Origin of the sequence: Nocardia sp. 852002-51101_SCH5132738 (genome assembly GCF_001665695.1) — a bacterium.
In the GTDB taxonomy this organism is placed as follows: Bacteria; Actinomycetota; Actinomycetes; order Mycobacteriales; family Mycobacteriaceae; genus Nocardia; species Nocardia nova.
Genome location: NZ_LZML01000146.1, coordinates 26,232 through 42,157, shown reverse-complemented (window position 1 = coordinate 42,157; position 15,926 = coordinate 26,232). Strand labels below are relative to the sequence as shown.

Below are 15,926 nucleotides of genomic sequence, written 5' to 3'. Positions count from 1 at the left end.
AAGACCTTCCGAATCGGCGTCTGTGCAGGTGAGTACGGCGTGTCTCCGCCGAGTGCGGGTCGTGACCGCGGCGTTATCGCGTCGTTATGTGACGAAGGTCACACGTGTAATTGCCCGGCGTGTTGGGGAAACAGTCAGCGGGCGCGTCGCCCCGACCACAGCGCGAACGCGATCGCGAGCAGCAGGCCGAGCGGGGTCGCCGCCATCGCCACCAGATACAGCCACAGCGGCGGGTCGGCGTCGGTCAGGATCGGCGTGAGGAAAATGGCGACGATCGCGAGCACGCCGACCGCGAACAGGCCCACGGCCACGCGCAACAGCACGTCGCTGGAGCCCCGGGGCGCGCGGGGCGAGGAGGAGTCCGGCATGGGTGCACCGTAAAACGGATGTGCTCGCCCTATCCCCACCGGGGTAGACTCGAACCAATCGCGTCCTGCATAGCTGTGTGGGGCGCGTTCTTTTCGCACAGAGATAGGTTCCGGCGTTTCGCCGGAACCTACGTCCGTGTCCGGGTTCGTTCGTGACCCCGCTGGATTCGGACGGACCGGACAACGATGACGAACGGGTGAGCGCAGTGCCGACCGGCAAGGTGAAGTGGTACGACGTCGACAAGGGCTTCGGCTTCCTTTCCCAGGATGAGGGTGAGGACGTCTACGTTCGGTCGTCCGCCTTGCCCAAGGGTGTCGAGGCGCTCAAGCCCGGCCAGCGCGTGGAGTTCGGAATGGCCGCCGGTCGCCGCGGCCCGCAGGCGCTGAGCCTGAAGCTGCTCGATCCGCTGCCCTCGGTGCGCAATGCGCAGGGCCGCAACGACCGGGTGCGCAAGGAAGCTCCGGCCCATCCGCGCAAGGCGCCCGACGACCTGCACGGGATGATCGAGGACATGATCACCCTGCTGGAGGCGACGGTGCAGCCGGAGCTGCGCAAGGGTAAGTACCCCGATCGCAAGACCGCGCAGCGCATCGCCGAAGTGGTGCGCGGGGTGGCCCGCGAACTCGATCACTGAGTTCGCGAGCGCCTGATTCGCGAGGAAACCGCGGTCACGCCGCCCTGATCGACCACGCCTGATACGGCGAGAACGCTTCGTTGCCGGCCTCGTCACGCACGAGCAGCAGCAGTTGCACCTCGACGCCGATCAGGCGCAGGTTCGGTTCGGGATGACTGTCCACCGTCACGGCCAGGGTGCCTTGCGGGTAGTCGCGGTAGGATGCCAGGTGCTGCACGGTCTTGCCCGGATTGTCGATCTGCTGGTACTCCAGCACCATCACCCAGGGCGCGTCGGCGATGTGCCGGGGGAGCGACAGCTGCACCGGATAGCCCAGCGGCGGATTCAGTTCCGCGGTGATCTCGGTGCGCCTACAGTCCGGGGAGACGCGGCCGTGCGGATCCGGTTCGCCGATCGTGCAGTACAGATAGGGCGGAACCGTGACGGTCTTGCCGTGCGCATAGGCGGTGACCGTGGGATCGGCCTCGTGCGCGTTGTGCACCGCCACCGCCACGATGCCGGCGACGGCCGCGGCGACGACCAGAACTGCCGCCAGGGCCAGCGCGAGGATCGTGCGGGTGCTGGGCTTGGTCACTGTGGCTGTTTTCCTGTCGCTAGGGGGACTTCCTGTTTGACGTGCTGCGGACGGTTACCGCCCAATCCGGGGAGCAGCGAATGCCCACGGTAGCTCACGAAGGTTTGCGCCAATCCGAGCGCCAGGACCGCGGTGACCACCGCGAAGCCCTCCCAGTACACGGTCGGCAGCAGCACGCCGCCGGCGCCGCCGACCACCCAGGACAGCTGCAGCACCGTTTCCGAGCGCCCGAATCCGGAGGCGATCGATTCCGGCGGCAGATCGTCCTGGATCGAGGCGTCCAGCGAGACCTTGGCCAGCGCGCTGGCACAGGCCGCCACCAGCGCCGCGACCGCGGCGCCGACCAGGTTGTCGAGCAGCATCGCGACGACGGCGACGGCGGTACACGCCGCGGTGCACTCCACCACGATCAGCGAGGGCCGGCCCAGTTTCAGCCGGGCGCCGGTCGCATTGCCGACGAAGTTGCCGATCGCCGCGGCCGCGCCGACCAGTCCGAGCATCGCGGCCTGCTGCACCGGGCGGTGTTCGGTCGATTTCGCGACGAAGGCCACATAGAAGGTGAGGAAGCCGGTCAGCACCCGGATCGCGCTGTTGCCCCACAGTCCGGTGACCACCGACCGGCCCAGCGGCTGCCGGCGCCGACCGGGTTTCACCGCGGACTTCTCACCGCGGTCCAGCACCTCGGTGCCGTTGCGGCTGTGGTAGCCGAGGGTCGCCGGCACCTCGCCCTCGGTGACCTCGACCCAGGACGGAATCCGCAGACTCAGATAGGCCCCGGCCGCCGCGATCAGCGCCGCGAACATCAGCGCGCCGACGGATCCGGCCACCGCGGCGACCGCTCCGGCCACCGCGCCCGCACCGAGCGTCCCGCCGACCAGGCCGAATACGGTGAGCCGGGAATTGGTGCGGACCAGATCGATACCGGGCGGCAGCACCCGTGGCGTCACCGCGCTCTTGAGGACCGCGAACGATTTACTCGAGATCATCATGCACAGCGCCAGCGGATACAGCGCCCAGCTGTCGAAATTGAAGATCAGCAGGATCGCGAAGACCACCCGGATCGCGAACGAGGTCGACAGCGCGAGTCTGCGCCCGCGTTGCAGCCGGTCCAGCAGCGGGCCGATCAGCGGCGCGATTACCGCGAACGGCGCGATCGTGATCAGCAGATACAGCGCCACTTTGGTCTTGGATTCCGCGGTGGCACTGGCGAAGAACAGCGTATTGGCCAGCGCCACCGCGATCGCGGCGTCGAGGGCGAAGTTGGCCATGGTCGCGTAAACGAGTGCGGTGAGCCCGGATTCGCCCGCGCCGTCGGCTCGCGCCGCGCGCTGGAAGGTGTGGAAACCCTTCTCGGTGAGGTGCCTGGTGCGCATCGCCATCACGCGCGTCACCGTCATCTTGCGAGGGACACGTTGGCGTTCGGCGATTCTCGCGTCCTTGGGTCGGGGGCGCTCGGCTGCACTCGGTGCCTCGGGGGCCTCGGGGGCCTCGCCGGAGCGGTCGTCGCTGTGCGATCCGCGCGGCGGAAGGGCCCGCGGTGGCTCACCCGTCGCCATGCGCCGGGTCACGAATTCGGGCACGTCCGGTTCACCGCCGCGGCGCGGCAGCGGAGGCAGGGGCGCGGACGACGGGGCGTGCGACGACGGGGTGTTCGGCGGCGGGTAACGGTCGTAGCCGGGATGCCGCCGGGTAGCGGGATACTCCTCGCCGTCCCACGGACCGGGTTCGGTGCCGGAGGGTTCGCGGGAGGCAGTCACATGTCGATTCTCTCGCACTCGGTCGGCGCGTGGACATCGGCCGGGCTGTGATCCGATGCGTGTCGGCCGCCGTCGTGGTGACCGCCGCGCTCACATCGGGACGAATCGGACCTCGAACATGGTCGGCCAGTACTTTCCGGTGATCAGGAAGTGGTCGGTGCCGGGGAGCTGGGCGATGCCGTTGAGGACGTCTGCTCCGGTGCGCTCGGTGGGGCGCAACAGGCCGCCGGCCTCGATCTCGGCGAGTACCGCGCCGCCGACCGGGTCGATGTGCAGGATCTGATCGGTCGGCCAGACGTTGGCGTAGATCGAACCGTCTGCGGCGCAATCGAGTTCGTTGAGCCGGGCGTCGTGATGGCTGGTGAGCCGGATCGTGCCGGTGGTCGCGAAGGTGGCCGGATCGCGGAAGGTGAGGGTGTCGCTGCCGTCGCTCATCACCAGGCGGTCGCCGCGGGTGCACAGGCCCCAGCCTTCGCCGTCGTAGTGGACGCGGCGGCGTTCGGTGAGCGTTCGCGGATCGCGGGCGAAGGCGGTCTCGTTCTTCCAGGTGAGTTGCCAGACGGTGTCCCCGGCGCGGGTGATGCCCTCGCCGAAGTAGGCATCGGAGAGTTTCGCGGTGGCGATCGGCGCGCCGGTGGTGAGGTCGGTCGCCCGCACTCCGGAGTCGCCTTCCATCCCGGTGCTCTCGTAGAGAACCGGGCCGTCGACCTCGAGCCCCTCGGTGAACGCGGTGCGGTCGTGCGGGCGGGTGGCGACCACCTCGACCCGCAGGCGCGGTGTGTTGTCGTCGCGCTCACAGGCCGCGGCGGACAGCATTGTGGACGCCGCGATCAGCACTGCTGCGGCCGCCGCACGGCGTTGGCATTTCATACGGCAAAATGTAGGACGTGAGCGCAGTGTCTGTTTCGGAGTCCGGCGTGCGACCGATCCTGGCGGGGGCGGTCGACCTGGCTCGCCGTGCGCTCCTGGAGTTGCAGCCCACGGGTGTGGGCGAACATCTGGGCGTCACCGGCGAGAACGAGTGTGCGGCGACCCATCACTTCGCGGCGACCCTGCCGGGGTACCGCGGCTGGCGGTGGGAGGTCGTGGTCGCGGCCGCGCCCGATGCCGAATACGCGACGGTCAGCGAATCCGCGCTGCTACCCGGGCCGGACGCACTGGTGGCGCCGGAATTCGTGCCGTGGGACCAGCGCATCCGCCCCGGCGATCTCGCGCCCGGCGATCTGCTCGCCCCGCGCGTCGACGATCCGCGCCTGGTGCCCGGATATCTGGAGACCGGCGACCCGGTGGTCGACGAGGTGTGTGAGGAGGTCGGCCTCGGCCGCCGCCAGGTCCTCAGCCGTGAGGGGCGCGTGGAGGCCGCCGAGCGCTGGTACTCCGAATTCGGCCCCGACACCGAGATGGCGCGTTCGGCCCCCGGAACGTGCGGAGTGTGCGGATTCTTCGTGCCCCTCGCCGGTGCGCTGCGTGCCGCCTTCGGCGTCTGCGCCAACGCGATGGGCGCCGACGGCCGGGTGGTCCACGTCGAATACGGCTGCGGCGCCCACTCCGACACCGAATTGCCCACCGGTGCCGGCTCCCCGCTCTACGAGGCCTACGACGATGCGGCGATCGAGGTCGTCCCGGCGGAGGAACTGAACGCGCGGGACGGGGCCGCCGAGGCCGCGGCGCCGTCGACCATCGCTCCGGAGGCGTCGACGGACCTCGCCGCGACGGAGCCCGATACGGCCGCCGCTGAAGACACCGCCGCCGAGAGCGCGCCGGAAGCCGTCGAGGGCGACGAGGCGTCGGAAGCCGGAAACAACCAGCCTTCGGATGTAGCGGACAGTGTGGGCGACTCCGGACACGTCTCCGCTGCCGTACCGGAAGCCGTTGCCGCCGAGGGTATTTCGAGCACCGTCGAATCGCAGTCGGACGCCGCGAACGACGTCTCCGCGACCGGCGCCGGCGGGGCCGCGCCCGAGGTATCGACTGCCGATGCGGCCGCCCACAAGACGTCCGCGGCCGACGCCGCTCCGGAAACCTCTGCGGCCGAGGAACCTTCGAACGCAGCTGTCGCCGAGCCCGCCGAATTCGGTGCCGTTCCCGCTGCTGATACCGCTGAGGGTGCGCCTGCGGACCCCGCCGGCGCGGTCGACGGTGAGGCCGAGAGTCCCTCCGCGACCGGCGATTCGGCGGCCGCGGCCACGACCGGCGAGGTGGGCGCTGCCGCCGACCGCCCCGCCGCCGAAGCTGTCGAGAGCGCCGGCACCGAGACCGGCGGAAACGCAGCGGCCGGGGACGATGGCACCGGGCACGCAGGCGCGGAGGCCGACGCCGGGAGCGCGGACAACGCGGGAGAGGCCGCGCCGCGCGGTGATTCCGGTGACGCGACTTCCGGTGTCACGCGTTACAGCGATGCCTGGGCGGTGTCCGCGGTGCGGGTGCAGCCGGGTGAGACCGGGGCGGCGGAGGAGAACTGACCAGCGCGAGCGGGGGAGCCGTAGGGGTGACACAGGATCCGTTCGGCACCGCGGACTTGCGTGCGGGAGTACTCACCGCATGGCGGAATTCGCCGACTCGGCTGCGCGAGGACGCCGCCACCGAGGCGGATCTGGTCCGGGCCGGATATCGCGATCGGCTGCTCACCGAGCTGGCGCAGAACGCCGCCGACGCCGCGGTCAAGGCCGGGGTCTCCGGCCGGGTGTCGGTGCGGCTGCGCGGCCGCGCCCTGCATATCGCCAATACGGGTGCCCCGCTGGATCTTTCCGGTGTGCACGCGCTGACGGCCCTGCGGGCGTCGGGCAAGACGGGTACTTCGGTCGGCCGGTTCGGTGTCGGGTTCACGGCGATGCTCTCCGCCGGTGACGAGGTGGAATTTCGCTCGACCACCGGGTCTGTGCGATTCTCTCGTGCGCAGACTCTGATCGAACTGCGCGACAACGGTATCGACATCCCCGCCGGTGCCGACGGACCCGCCGTCCCGGTATTGCGCTTGGCCTGGTCGGTGGCGGTCGCCCCGGAAACCGGTTTCGACACCGAGATCGTGGTCTGGTTGCGCGAGGACGTCGACGCCGCGGAACTGCTCGCGGCCATGCGGGCCGAGGCGGTGGATCTGCTGCTGGAACTGCCGGGCCTGCATTCCATCCGGGTCGAGGACGACGAATCCTGGCGTGCGGTGGAGGATGCGGGCAACGGCCTGCAGCAGGTGAGCATCACCGCCCCGTCCGGCGAGGACTTCCGGTGGTGGCAGTACACCACCGCGCGGGCGCGCTGGCTGCTCCCGCTGCGTGACGGCCGGGCCGTTGCCGCGACCGCCGATGTGCTGCGGGCACCGACCCGCACCGACGAGGAACTCTCCCTGCCCGCCCTGGTGATCGCCGATATCGCCCTGCAACCGGATCGGCGCCGCCTGATGCCCGGCGCCCGGGTGGCCGAACTGGCCGAGGGCTATGCGGATTTCGCCCGCGCCCTGCCACCGCAGGACCGCCTGGTGCTGGTTCCGGCGCCCGGTTTCGCCCGCAGCGAGGCCGACGGTCTGCTGCGCGAGGCCCTCGTGAACGAGTTGCGCGAACATCCCTGGCTGCCGGTGCTCACCGATCTCCACAGTGCGCCCGCCGATGTCGACGCGGCGATCACGCCGCCGGATATCGATGATGTGATGCGTACCGGTGTGGCGCCGCCGCCTGCCGACGTGGCCGAGCTGTCGACCACTGGCGGGCCGCGCCGCGCCGACGCGGCGCCGAATCGCGCCAGCGTATTCCTCGGCGTCACAACCGAACTGGCGGGTCTGCTGGCAGGTCTGCTCGGCCCGCTGGTGATCCCGGAGCTGTCCGGACGTGCCTGCGCCGAACTGCTGGGTGTGCTGGACGTACATCGCATCGGCCTGGCTCGCGTGGCCGAACTGACCGGAAGTGTGCAGCGCCCGCCGCAGTGGTGGTATTCGCTCTACGACGCGCTGGAACCGTTCGTGACCGATCCGCTCGCTGCCGAGGAACTGGGCGCGCTGGCCGTGCCGCTCTCCGACGGCCGCCTGGTCACCGGCCCGCGCACGGTGGTGCTCGACGATCAGCTCGAGGAAGCGGTCGCGGTGCCGTGGGCGCGGCTGGTCCACCCGGAGGCCGCGCACGAACTGCTCGGCCGGCTCGGCGCGCAGCAGGCCGGGGTCGAGGATCTGCTGACCGATACCGCGCTGCGCGCCGAACTGGACTATCGCTCCGACGACGAGGAACTGCGCGAGGCGGTGCTCGGCCTGGCCGCCCACCTGCCGCCGGACACCACCCTTCCGACCTGGCTCGGCGCCCTCGAATTGCCCGACGAGACCGGCGAATTGCGCCCGGCCGACGAACTTCTGCTCCCGGATGCCCCGCTGGCCGAGGTGCTGATCACGGATTCTCCGTTCGGCACGCTCGACACCGCGATCGCGCAGCGGCATCCGGCGGCGGCCCTGCGCGCGATCGGCGTCGGCTGGGGTTTCACCGTCGTCACCGAAACCGATCCGACCGGTCCCGACCACGACCTCGACGACGAGGACCGCTGGTGGCAGGGGTTGCCGGAGGATCCGCCGGAGTTCGCTGCGGTCCGGGATCTGGATCTGGTCGCCGACGACGCCTGGCCGCGGGCACTGCGACTGCTGCTGGCCGAACCGGCCACCCGCCGTCTACTCGCCGACCGTGACGGCTACACCGTCTGGTGGTTGCGCCGCCACGCGCGGGTCGGCGATCGCCCACTCGGCGTGTATCAGGCCGGATCGGATCCGGTGTTCGCCGACCTGCTGCCCGAACTCCCGGGCTTCACGGCGGCCGATTCGGCAGCCCTCGACGCCGTGCTCGCCGACCCCGCGAACATCACCGCCGACTTGGCCGTGGCCCTGCTCGACGCACTGGCCGATCCTGCGAAAAAGCCCACCCCGGAAGCGGTTTCGCAAACCCATCGCCGGCTCGCCGCGGCCGTGCCGCATCTGGATCTCGACGAGATCGGCGTGCCGGAGCGAGTGCGTGCGCTCTCCGGAGCGGTGATCGATCCGGATCGCGCGCTGGTTCTGGACCGGCCCTGGCTCGGTCTGGCGCTACCGGCGGATCGCCTGGTCGCCGGCGATATCGAGCATGCGGGCGAACTGGCCACGCTGCTCGACGTGGCCGCTGCCTCCGAGGCGGTACATGCCGAGGTGCTCGGCACTGGAAAACGCACGACCTGGGCGGACGAACCGCTGGGTGTGCTGTTGCGGCTGCAGTTCGGCCTGCCGCCGCTGGCGGGTGAGCTGGTCCTGCACGATCGGCTGGAGGTCCGGCTCACCGGCGCCTACGAGGCGACCGTGGGCGTTCCTTGGTGGCGCGCGGGCGACACCACCCACGTGCAGCGGCAGCCGAGTTCGTGATACGCGGCGCGGCTATTTCGCGTAGGTGGTGATCATTTCCGCGAGCACGTCGAGCTGGGTGCGGACCGCCGCGCTGTCGTCGTCGACGAGCCAGCGCAAAACGATTCCGTCGATGACGTTCAGGGTGAATCGGCTCAAGGTCTGAACCGGAATTCGCCATTCGGTTCCGGTGGCCACGCGCCCGTGCTCGAGCACATCGGCGACGGTGGCGTCGTTGAACAGATACTGTTCGCGCGCGATCGCGAGTTTCGCTGGGGTCTGCTCACTTTCACGCAGAGCGTAGGTGGTGGTTTCGTAGGTGAGCAGTTGCCGTTGCGGTGTGGATTCGATGTTCAGCCAGAGCAGTTCCAGGCTGGCGCGAACCAAATTTTGAAGGGATTCTTTTCCACTTCCGACTTCCTGCCAGACCGTTTCATTGGTCTCGACGGAATCGCGCAATTCCATCGCCAATGCTTTGACCAGTTCGGTCATCAGCGCATCTTTGTTCTCGAAACAGTAATGCACCACACCGAGCGATACCCCGGCCGCCTGCGCGACATCGCGTGTAGTTACCCCGGCGACGCCCTTTTTCTCCGCGAGGCCGATGGCGGCCTCGATGAGGTGGGCTCGTCGTTCTTCGACGCTCAATCGGGAGGACACGGAAGCGAGTTAAGCCGCCGGGACGCGATGAGTCAATTCGCACACTGTAAAGTCGGCGCGCTCGGCGTGGCGCGGGCCGGCGGGTGTCACAGCCCTTTCTGCGCGCCTTTGTCACCCCTGCGGGCGCCGCGGCGCTGAATGACGAAAATGCTGTAGCCGAGCAGTCCGACTCCCAGTCCCATCAAACAGATCGGCCGTGCGTCGGCCCAGCTGTCGTTGCACCAGACCACGACGGTCGCCACCAGCCACACCAGCGAGCCGACGGCCAGAACGGGACGCGGATCGGTCAGCCGCGGCGGGATCTCGGGCACCTCGGGGGTCACGAAGTCAACGATAGCGGCGGGAACGGCGGACCACATATGTGGTGTCACGTATCGTTTTGCTCTGTGACAACGCCATCCGATATCCGTGCGCTCGCCGGTGAACTGTCCCTGGCGGTCGTGCGGCTGACGCGCCATCTGCGCGGCCGTCGTGCCGAAGCGCAGATTTCGCTCACCCAACTGTCGGCTCTGGCGACCCTGGCCAGAGACGGGGCGATGACTCCCGGCGTACTCGCCGCCAAGGAACGGGTGCAGCCACCGTCGATGACCCGAGTGATCGCCTCGCTCTCGGAGTTGCAGCTGGTCAAGCGCGATCCGCATCCCACCGACGGCCGGCAGGTCATCGTCTCGCTCTCGGACGCCGGCAAGGCGCTGATCCAGGACGAGAACAACGCCCGCGAGGCCTGGATGTTCGATCAGCTGTCCGGCCTGACCCCCGATCAGCTGCGGGTGCTCGACGACGCGGTCGCGATCATGAAGCAGTTGGTCGCCGACTCGGAGTAGAACGTCCGGCGCTCAGGCCACGAAAGCGTGCTCGCTGGAGACGATTTCGCGCCCCAGCGGCATCAGCGAGACGGGGATGAGCTTCAGGTTCGCCCAGCCGAACGGAATCCCGATGATGGAGACGAACAGCGGAATGCTGGTGACCAGGTGCCCGATCGCCAGCCAGAACCCCGCGAAGATCACCCAGATGATGTTGCCGATCAGCGAGGGAGCCCCCGCGCCCGGCTTGGCCACCACCTCCCGGCCGAACGGCCACAGCACGTAGGCCCCGATCCGGAACGACGCGATCCCGAACGGGATGGTGATGATCAGGATGCAGCAGAGGATTCCGGCCAGAAAATAGCCCACCGCCAGCCAGAACCCGGCGAAAATCAACCAGAGCACATTCAGTACGAACCGGATGAGGGTCACGTATCCAGCATGCCAGGGCGGTGCCGTACCCACCAGATGTGAACTGAGCGCGTGTGGACGAGCCGCTCAGAAGAACCAGCCGAGCACGGGTTCACGCTCGGCCCGGAAAGCGCGGTCCACATCCGCGACGATCCGGGAGCTCTTCGCACGCACTCGGTTCGCGACGGCGAAGGTGCGGGCTGAGTAGGCGCCGAGGTAGAGGCTGCCCAGGACGTCGATGCCGAGTTCGAGGTCGGGGGTGCGGGTGGTGGGTTCGCATTCGGCCCGCCCGTCGCGCACGCGCAGGGCGAAGGTGCCTCCGGCGTGGCGGAACGGGTCGTCCACGGCGACAACGACATCCAGATCCGTTTCGTAGTCGCGGGCGGACAGGGCGGCGGGGACGTCCATCGGCCGTGCCCACAGGCCGTCGTGACGGCTGACGGTGCGGACCAGGCGGGAGTCGGTGAGCAGGTGGGGCAGCGGGTCGTCGTCGCCGATGGTGGCGGTGACCGTGTCCACCAGGTCCAGACCGAGCAGGGCACGCCACAGCGCCGCATGCGCCTCGGTGGTGACCGCGCGCAGTTCCACCACCTCGGCGGTGAGTCTGCGCGGCTCGGAGTTGTCGTAGCGGTAGAGCGCGTACCCGTCGGGATGGGTGAGCGCGAACAGGGCGGCCTGGCCCCCGCTGCCGACCAGCTGGATCAACCACGCCGAATGCGGGCGCGCCTGGGCGCCGGGCACCAGCCGCCGCCAGCGGTCGTAGATGCCGGGCACCACGGTGATCGCATCGTCGAGCGAGCTCAGTGTCACGCCACCGGGATCGGGCGCGGTGGGCCGGAATTCGGCGAAGCGGCGGTCGATGGTGACGCGGTTCTCCACGACACACGGCCCGTACCCGAATCGTCCGTAGATGGTGGCGCGGCTGGCGGTGAAGATGGTCAGCGGCAGCCCCGCGGCCTCGGTACGCTCGTGCAGTTCGGTGTACATCGCGCGCAGAATGCCGCGACGGCGATGGGTCGGCGCCACCGCGACACCTGCCACGCCGCAGACCTCGACGGGATGCGGACCGGGCACCGTGAGCGTCATCGTGGTGTCCCGGGTGTGGCCGACGACGCGGTCGCCCTCCACGGCGACGAGCGCACGCTCGAGCGGGAACAGCTTCAGCCGCTGTGCGGTGACGACCGGATCCTCCCGGGGCGACGCGCCGAAAGCATTCGACAACAGCAGCCCGATACCGGGGAGGTCGTCCTCGGTCGCGGGCCTGAGCGTGACCTCTGCTGCGATCGCCATACCTCGACCATCGCACGCCGGCAGGACCCTGCGCACCCGGATTTTCCCGACGGGCCATACCAGGCTGTAGCCGCAAGTACCGCTACCGCTCGAGTCGTACCGAACAGTGCTGAACCTCCTCCGCGAGGGTGCACCCTGAGGGTTTCGGCCCAGGGGGCCGAAACCCCGCCGAAGCGAAGCGAAGGCAGAAATTGCGAATCCGGGCCTGCCGTCCCCTCCGAGGCAGGCCCGGATTCCGGCGGCCCGGTGTCGCCTCCGCGCCACGACGATGATGGTGCCGGGCGGCGCTAACGAGTCGCTCAACGTGCGCTTGTAAGGGGCCGCGAATTGCGGTGCCGCACAGTCTCTCCAGTGCGGAGCACGTGAAACCCTCTGCGGCGCACAGGCCCCCGATATGCACGAAGCCCGCCTCCCTCGGAAGGGGGCGGGCTTCGGATCAGCTACTTCAGCGACCGGCGATATCGCCGTAATCGCGCGCACCGTAGCCGGTGTAGATCTGGCGCGGGCGGCCGATCTTCAAAGGCTCGCTGTGCATTTCGCGCCAGTGCGCGATCCAGCCGGGCAGCCGGCCCATCGCGAACAGCACGGTGAACATGCGGGTCGGGAAGCCCATCGCCCGGTAGATGACGCCGGTGTAGAAGTCGACGTTCGGGTACAGGCGGCGATCGACGAAGTAGCTGTCGGTCAGCGCGGCCTCTTCCAGCGCCTTGGCGATATCGAGCAGCGGGTCCTGCACGCCCAGCTTGCCGAGGATCTGGTCGGCGGTCTTCTTGACGATCGTCGCGCGCGGGTCGTAGTTGCGGTAGACGCGGTGTCCGAAGCCCATGAGCTTCACCCCGTCTTCCTTGTTCTTGACCTTGCGGATGAAGTCTTTGACCGCGGCATCGACGGTGCCGCCGTTGATATTCGCCTTGATGTCGTCCAGCATCTCCAGCACGGCCTGGTTGGCGCCGCCGTGCAGGGGACCCCACAGCGCGTTGATGCCGCCGGATACCGAGGTGAACAGGTTGGCGTCGGAGGAACCGACCAGGCGCACGGTCGAGGTGGAGCAGTTCTGCTCGTGGTCGGCGTGCAGGATCAGCAGCATGTCCAGCGCGGCGGCGACCTCGGGGTCGACCTCGTAGGGCTCGGCCGGGAAGCCGAAGGTCATGCGCAGGAAGTTCTCCACCAGGCTCAGCGAGTTGTCCGGGTAGAGGAACGGCTGGCCGACCGACTTCTTGTAGGAGTAGGCCGCGATGGTGGGCAGCTTGGCCAGCAGGCGGATGGTCGACAGCTCGACCTGCTCGGGATCGCGCGGGTCCAGCGAGTCCTGGTAGTAGGCCGAGAGCGCGTTGACCGCCGAGGACAGCACCGGCATCGGGTGCGCGTTGCGCGGGAAGCCGTCGAAGAAGCGCTTGAGGTCCTCGTGCAGCAGCGTGTGGCGGCGGATCCGGTCGGTGAAGTCTTCCAGCTGTGCCTGGGTCGGCAGCTCGCCGTAGATGAGCAGGTAGCTGACCTCGATGAAGTTCGAGCTCGCGGCGAGCTGCTCGATCGGGTAGCCGCGGTAGCGCAGGATGCCGGCCTCACCGTCGATGTAGGTGATCGCCGACTTGGTGGGCGCGGTGTTGGTGAAGCCCGGGTCGTAGGTGACGTACCCGGTGCTGGCCAGCAGCTTGCCCAGATCGATTCCGTCGTTGCCCTCGACGGCCTGGGCGACAGTCATGGCGTATTCGCCGCCAGGGTAGGAAAGTACCGGCTTGGCGTCGCCTGCGCCGTTGGCGTCCGAAGGCGTTTGCGCGACTTTGATGTTCTCAGCGGGCACGGAAGGATCCCTCTCAGGCTAGAACCGTAGGCGACGGGCGCGGTCGGCGTCCGGCGCACTTACCTCAACGCTAGCCGCTCACCGGTAGCGTCGATCCGTGAGGGTCGTCATCTGCTACCTCACGGTCACATGTGTGCGATGTGAGCTCGCGGGCCCGATCGTGCTAGGGGCTCGCGCGGGTGCTCACGAGTGCTGTTCGGCCGGAATCTCGGCGTGGACGCGGGGAACGCGGTAGCGGACGAAGGCGGGGAAGACGGCCGCGGCGATCAGCACGCCGATCACCACCAGGACCCCACCACCGGCCGCCGCCACGGCAGTACCCATGGCCGCGGCCGTGAAACCGTGGGCAACATCACCGATCCGGGGCCCACCTGCGACGACCACGGTGAACACGCCCTGCAGCCGCCCGCGCATGTCGTCGGTGGCCACCTCCTGCAACATGCTGGTCCGCAGCGCCGCGGAGAACATGTCGACCGCACCGCCGAAGGCCAAGCACGCCAAGGCGATCCACAGGCCGACCCCGATGCTCAACCGGTGGCCGGTCGCGCCGACGGCGAGTCCGAAGCCGATCATCGCCGCACCCCACAGCGCGATGCACACCACCACGGCCATGCCTTGGCGCCGTACGTGGCCGAGCCATCCGGAGAACACGCCGCCGGCGACCGCACCGGCCGACATCGCGGCGAAGAGCAGGCCCAGGGCCACACCGCCGGTCACCGGATCGCCGAAGGTGTCGTGCGCCATCTGCGGGAACAGAGCGCGCGGCATGCCGAAGACCATCGCGATGATGTCGACGGCGAAGGAGGCCAGCAGGATCGGCTGGGTGGACAGGTAGCTGAAACCCTCGACGACGGTGCCCAATCCGGCCTTCCGGGCGACTCCGGTCGGCGGGACGGCGGGCAGTCGCCACACCGCCCACAGCGTGGCCAGCAGGGCGACCGAGTCGATCAGATACAGCATCGACAGTCCGGTCACCGGGATCAGCGCACCCGCGAGCACCGGCCCGGCGATGGCGCCGAACTGCATGACGGTCATGTTCAGCGAGTTGGCCGCCGGCAACAGGTCACCCGGCAGCAGTCGCGGAATGATGGCCGCGCGGGTCGGCTGATTCATCGCGAAGAAGGCCTGCTGCACCGAAAAGAGCCCGAGCACCAGCCAGACGTTGTTCACCCCGGCGGCGGCCTGCAACCAGAACGCCACGGAGGTCAGCCCGGTGCCGACGCTGGTGATCAGCAGGAGGGTGCGCCGGTCCATGACGTCGGCGACCGCCCCGCCCCACAGGCCGAAGACGATCAGCGGCACCAGGCCGAAGACGCCGGCCAGCCCGACATATCCGGAGCTGCCGGTGATTTGGTAGATCTGCTGCGGAACCGCGACCACCGAGAGCTGGGCTCCGATGACGGTGACGATATTGGTGACCCACAGCCGCCGGAAATCGATGTCGCGCAGCGGTGCGACATCGGCGAGCACTTTCACCATGGCCGAGCTTTCACCATGGCGCGGCGCCGGTCCGCGTGGACGATGCGGCCGGCGGCCGTCTTCCAGAAATCATCCCATGAATATAGCCGGTAGCGGCCGATCCGCGACTCGGGCATATCGCCCGTCGTGGCGGGGATTCCGGGTCAGGGTTGCAGGCGTTCGATGCGGGCCGAGCCCATCGCGGCCGGTCCGTCCGGCAGCGTCACCCGGATGCGGTTGTGCAACCGGCTGCGCCGGCCCTGCCAGAATTCGATCTGTTCCGGACGCAGGATGTAGCCGCCCCAATTGGCCGGGACCGGAATCTGTTCCACGCCGTCGAAACGGTCCGTGACGTCGGCCAATGCCCGATCCAGATCCTCCCGCGAGGCCACCGGGCGGGATTGGTGCGACGCCCATGCCCCCAGTTGCGAATTGCGCGGACGCGAGCGCCAGTACGCCGTGGTCACCTCCGAGGAGACCTGGTCCACCCGGCCGCGCAGCGTCACCTGCCGGCCCACCTTCGGCCAGGCGAAGGTGGCCGACGCATACGGCACCGCGTGGAGTTGATCACCCTTCGCGGAGTCGTAATTCGTGTAGAAAGTCACACCCTCGGCGGACACTCCCTTGCACAGGACCGTGCGCGACGCGGGACGCGGGCCGGCGTCGGTGAGCTCGACCGTCGCCAGCACCATGGCATTGGGTTCGGTGATGCCGGCGTTGGTGGCGAGCTCGATCCAGTTGCGCAGCAACGGTTCCCAGCCGTCGGCCAGCCAGCTCTCGGTCAGGTCCGGATCGCCGCCGTATTCGGCCCGCATCGCGGCGATGTCGACATCG

The 15,926-nt window shown here is 69.0% G+C and carries 15 protein-coding genes; 4 read left to right on the top strand and 11 right to left on the bottom strand.

Annotated features, from left to right (window positions below):
* Nucleotides 1-134: 134 nt before the first annotated feature.
* A complete protein-coding gene (locus A5789_RS21585) occupies nucleotides 135-368 on the bottom strand; it encodes a hypothetical protein (RefSeq protein ID WP_030513265.1) in 234 nt (77 codons plus the stop codon).
* 206 nt (nucleotides 369-574) lie between these two features.
* On the opposite strand from A5789_RS21585, the gene A5789_RS21580 reads away from it, so the two are divergent.
* Complete coding sequence (locus A5789_RS21580) at nucleotides 575-1,003, top strand: cold-shock protein (protein ID WP_174553987.1); 429 nt, start codon at nucleotides 575-577, stop codon at nucleotides 1,001-1,003.
* 34 nt (nucleotides 1,004-1,037) lie between these two features.
* On the opposite strand, the gene A5789_RS21575 is transcribed toward A5789_RS21580, so the two are convergent.
* From A5789_RS21575 to A5789_RS21565, 3 genes are all read right to left on the bottom strand, one after another.
* Nucleotides 1,038-1,577 carry a DUF2771 domain-containing protein gene (locus tag A5789_RS21575; RefSeq protein ID WP_063017072.1) on the bottom strand — a complete coding sequence of 180 codons (540 nt, stop codon included), beginning with the start codon at nucleotides 1,575-1,577 and terminating at the stop codon, nucleotides 1,038-1,040.
* On the bottom strand, nucleotides 1,574-3,334 hold the full coding sequence (locus A5789_RS21570) for an MFS transporter (protein ID WP_064905281.1): 1,761 nt from the start codon (nucleotides 3,332-3,334) through the stop codon (nucleotides 1,574-1,576). The genes A5789_RS21575 and A5789_RS21570 overlap by 4 nt, the downstream gene beginning before the upstream one ends.
* A 90-nt stretch (nucleotides 3,335-3,424) precedes the next feature.
* Entirely contained in the window at nucleotides 3,425-4,204 is a 780-nt protein-coding gene (locus A5789_RS21565; protein WP_064905279.1) for a glutaminyl-peptide cyclotransferase, read from the bottom strand.
* Between the two features lie 17 nt (nucleotides 4,205-4,221).
* On the opposite strand from A5789_RS21565, the gene A5789_RS21560 reads away from it, so the two are divergent.
* On the top strand, nucleotides 4,222-5,796 hold the full coding sequence (locus tag A5789_RS21560) for a DUF3027 domain-containing protein (protein ID WP_181064076.1): 1,575 nt from the start codon (nucleotides 4,222-4,224) through the stop codon (nucleotides 5,794-5,796).
* 26 nt (nucleotides 5,797-5,822) lie between these two features.
* Complete coding sequence (locus A5789_RS21555) at nucleotides 5,823-8,690, top strand: sacsin N-terminal ATP-binding-like domain-containing protein (RefSeq protein ID WP_064905276.1); 2,868 nt, start codon at nucleotides 5,823-5,825, stop codon at nucleotides 8,688-8,690.
* Nucleotides 8,691-8,702: 12 nt separating this feature from the next.
* On the opposite strand, the gene A5789_RS21550 is transcribed toward A5789_RS21555, so the two are convergent.
* The gene (locus A5789_RS21550; protein ID WP_030513272.1) at nucleotides 8,703-9,329 is read right to left on the bottom strand and encodes a TetR/AcrR family transcriptional regulator; all 627 of its coding nucleotides are present in this window, start codon (nucleotides 9,327-9,329) and stop codon (nucleotides 8,703-8,705) included.
* 86 nt (nucleotides 9,330-9,415) lie between these two features.
* Nucleotides 9,416-9,652 carry a DUF2530 domain-containing protein gene (locus A5789_RS21545; RefSeq protein ID WP_030513273.1) on the bottom strand — a complete coding sequence of 79 codons (237 nt, stop codon included), beginning with the start codon at nucleotides 9,650-9,652 and terminating at the stop codon, nucleotides 9,416-9,418.
* Nucleotides 9,653-9,688: 36 nt separating this feature from the next.
* On the opposite strand from A5789_RS21545, the gene A5789_RS21540 reads away from it, so the two are divergent.
* Nucleotides 9,689-10,153 (top strand): MarR family winged helix-turn-helix transcriptional regulator, encoded by a 465-nt coding sequence (locus A5789_RS21540; RefSeq protein WP_051755246.1) that lies wholly within the window; start codon nucleotides 9,689-9,691, stop codon nucleotides 10,151-10,153.
* A 12-nt stretch (nucleotides 10,154-10,165) separates the two neighbouring features.
* On the opposite strand, the gene A5789_RS21535 is transcribed toward A5789_RS21540, so the two are convergent.
* The 5 genes from A5789_RS21535 to pdxH all read right to left on the bottom strand — a co-directional run bounded on the left by A5789_RS21535 (nucleotide 10,166) and on the right by pdxH (nucleotide 15,907).
* Nucleotides 10,166-10,555: a YccF domain-containing protein gene (locus A5789_RS21535; protein WP_169812471.1), complete on the bottom strand. Its 390-nt coding sequence runs from the start codon at nucleotides 10,553-10,555 to the stop codon at nucleotides 10,166-10,168.
* Nucleotides 10,556-10,630: 75 nt separating this feature from the next.
* On the bottom strand, nucleotides 10,631-11,833 hold the full coding sequence (locus A5789_RS21530; RefSeq protein ID WP_063018343.1) for a GNAT family N-acetyltransferase: 1,203 nt from the start codon (nucleotides 11,831-11,833) through the stop codon (nucleotides 10,631-10,633).
* A 445-nt stretch (nucleotides 11,834-12,278) separates the two neighbouring features.
* Entirely contained in the window at nucleotides 12,279-13,634 is a 1,356-nt protein-coding gene (locus A5789_RS21525; RefSeq protein ID WP_081879230.1) for a citrate synthase, read from the bottom strand.
* Between the two features lie 183 nt (nucleotides 13,635-13,817).
* Nucleotides 13,818-15,113: an MFS transporter gene (locus A5789_RS21520; RefSeq protein ID WP_063018345.1), complete on the bottom strand. Its 1,296-nt coding sequence runs from the start codon at nucleotides 15,111-15,113 to the stop codon at nucleotides 13,818-13,820.
* Between the two features lie 143 nt (nucleotides 15,114-15,256).
* Nucleotides 15,257-15,907, bottom strand: coding sequence for a pyridoxamine 5'-phosphate oxidase (gene pdxH, locus A5789_RS21515; RefSeq protein WP_064905300.1), 651 nt, complete (start codon nucleotides 15,905-15,907; stop codon nucleotides 15,257-15,259).
* Nucleotides 15,908-15,926: the final 19 nt, after the last annotated feature.

Coding starts and splice junctions, on each gene's coding strand:
- A5789_RS21530 (WP_063018343.1), bottom strand. CDS start 11,833: ATGGCGATCGCAGCAGAGGTCACGCTCAGGCCCGCGACCGAGGACGAC.
- A5789_RS21520 (WP_063018345.1), bottom strand. CDS start 15,113: ATGGTGAAAGTGCTCGCCGATGTCGCACCGCTGCGCGACATCGATTTC.
- pdxH (WP_064905300.1), bottom strand. CDS start 15,907: ATGCGGGCCGAATACGGCGGCGATCCGGACCTGACCGAGAGCTGGCTG.
- A5789_RS21585 (WP_030513265.1), bottom strand. CDS start 368: ATGCCGGACTCCTCCTCGCCCCGCGCGCCCCGGGGCTCCAGCGACGTG.
- A5789_RS21540 (WP_051755246.1), top strand. CDS start 9,689: ATGTGGTGTCACGTATCGTTTTGCTCTGTGACAACGCCATCCGATATC.
- A5789_RS21565 (WP_064905279.1), bottom strand. CDS start 4,204: ATGAAATGCCAACGCCGTGCGGCGGCCGCAGCAGTGCTGATCGCGGCG.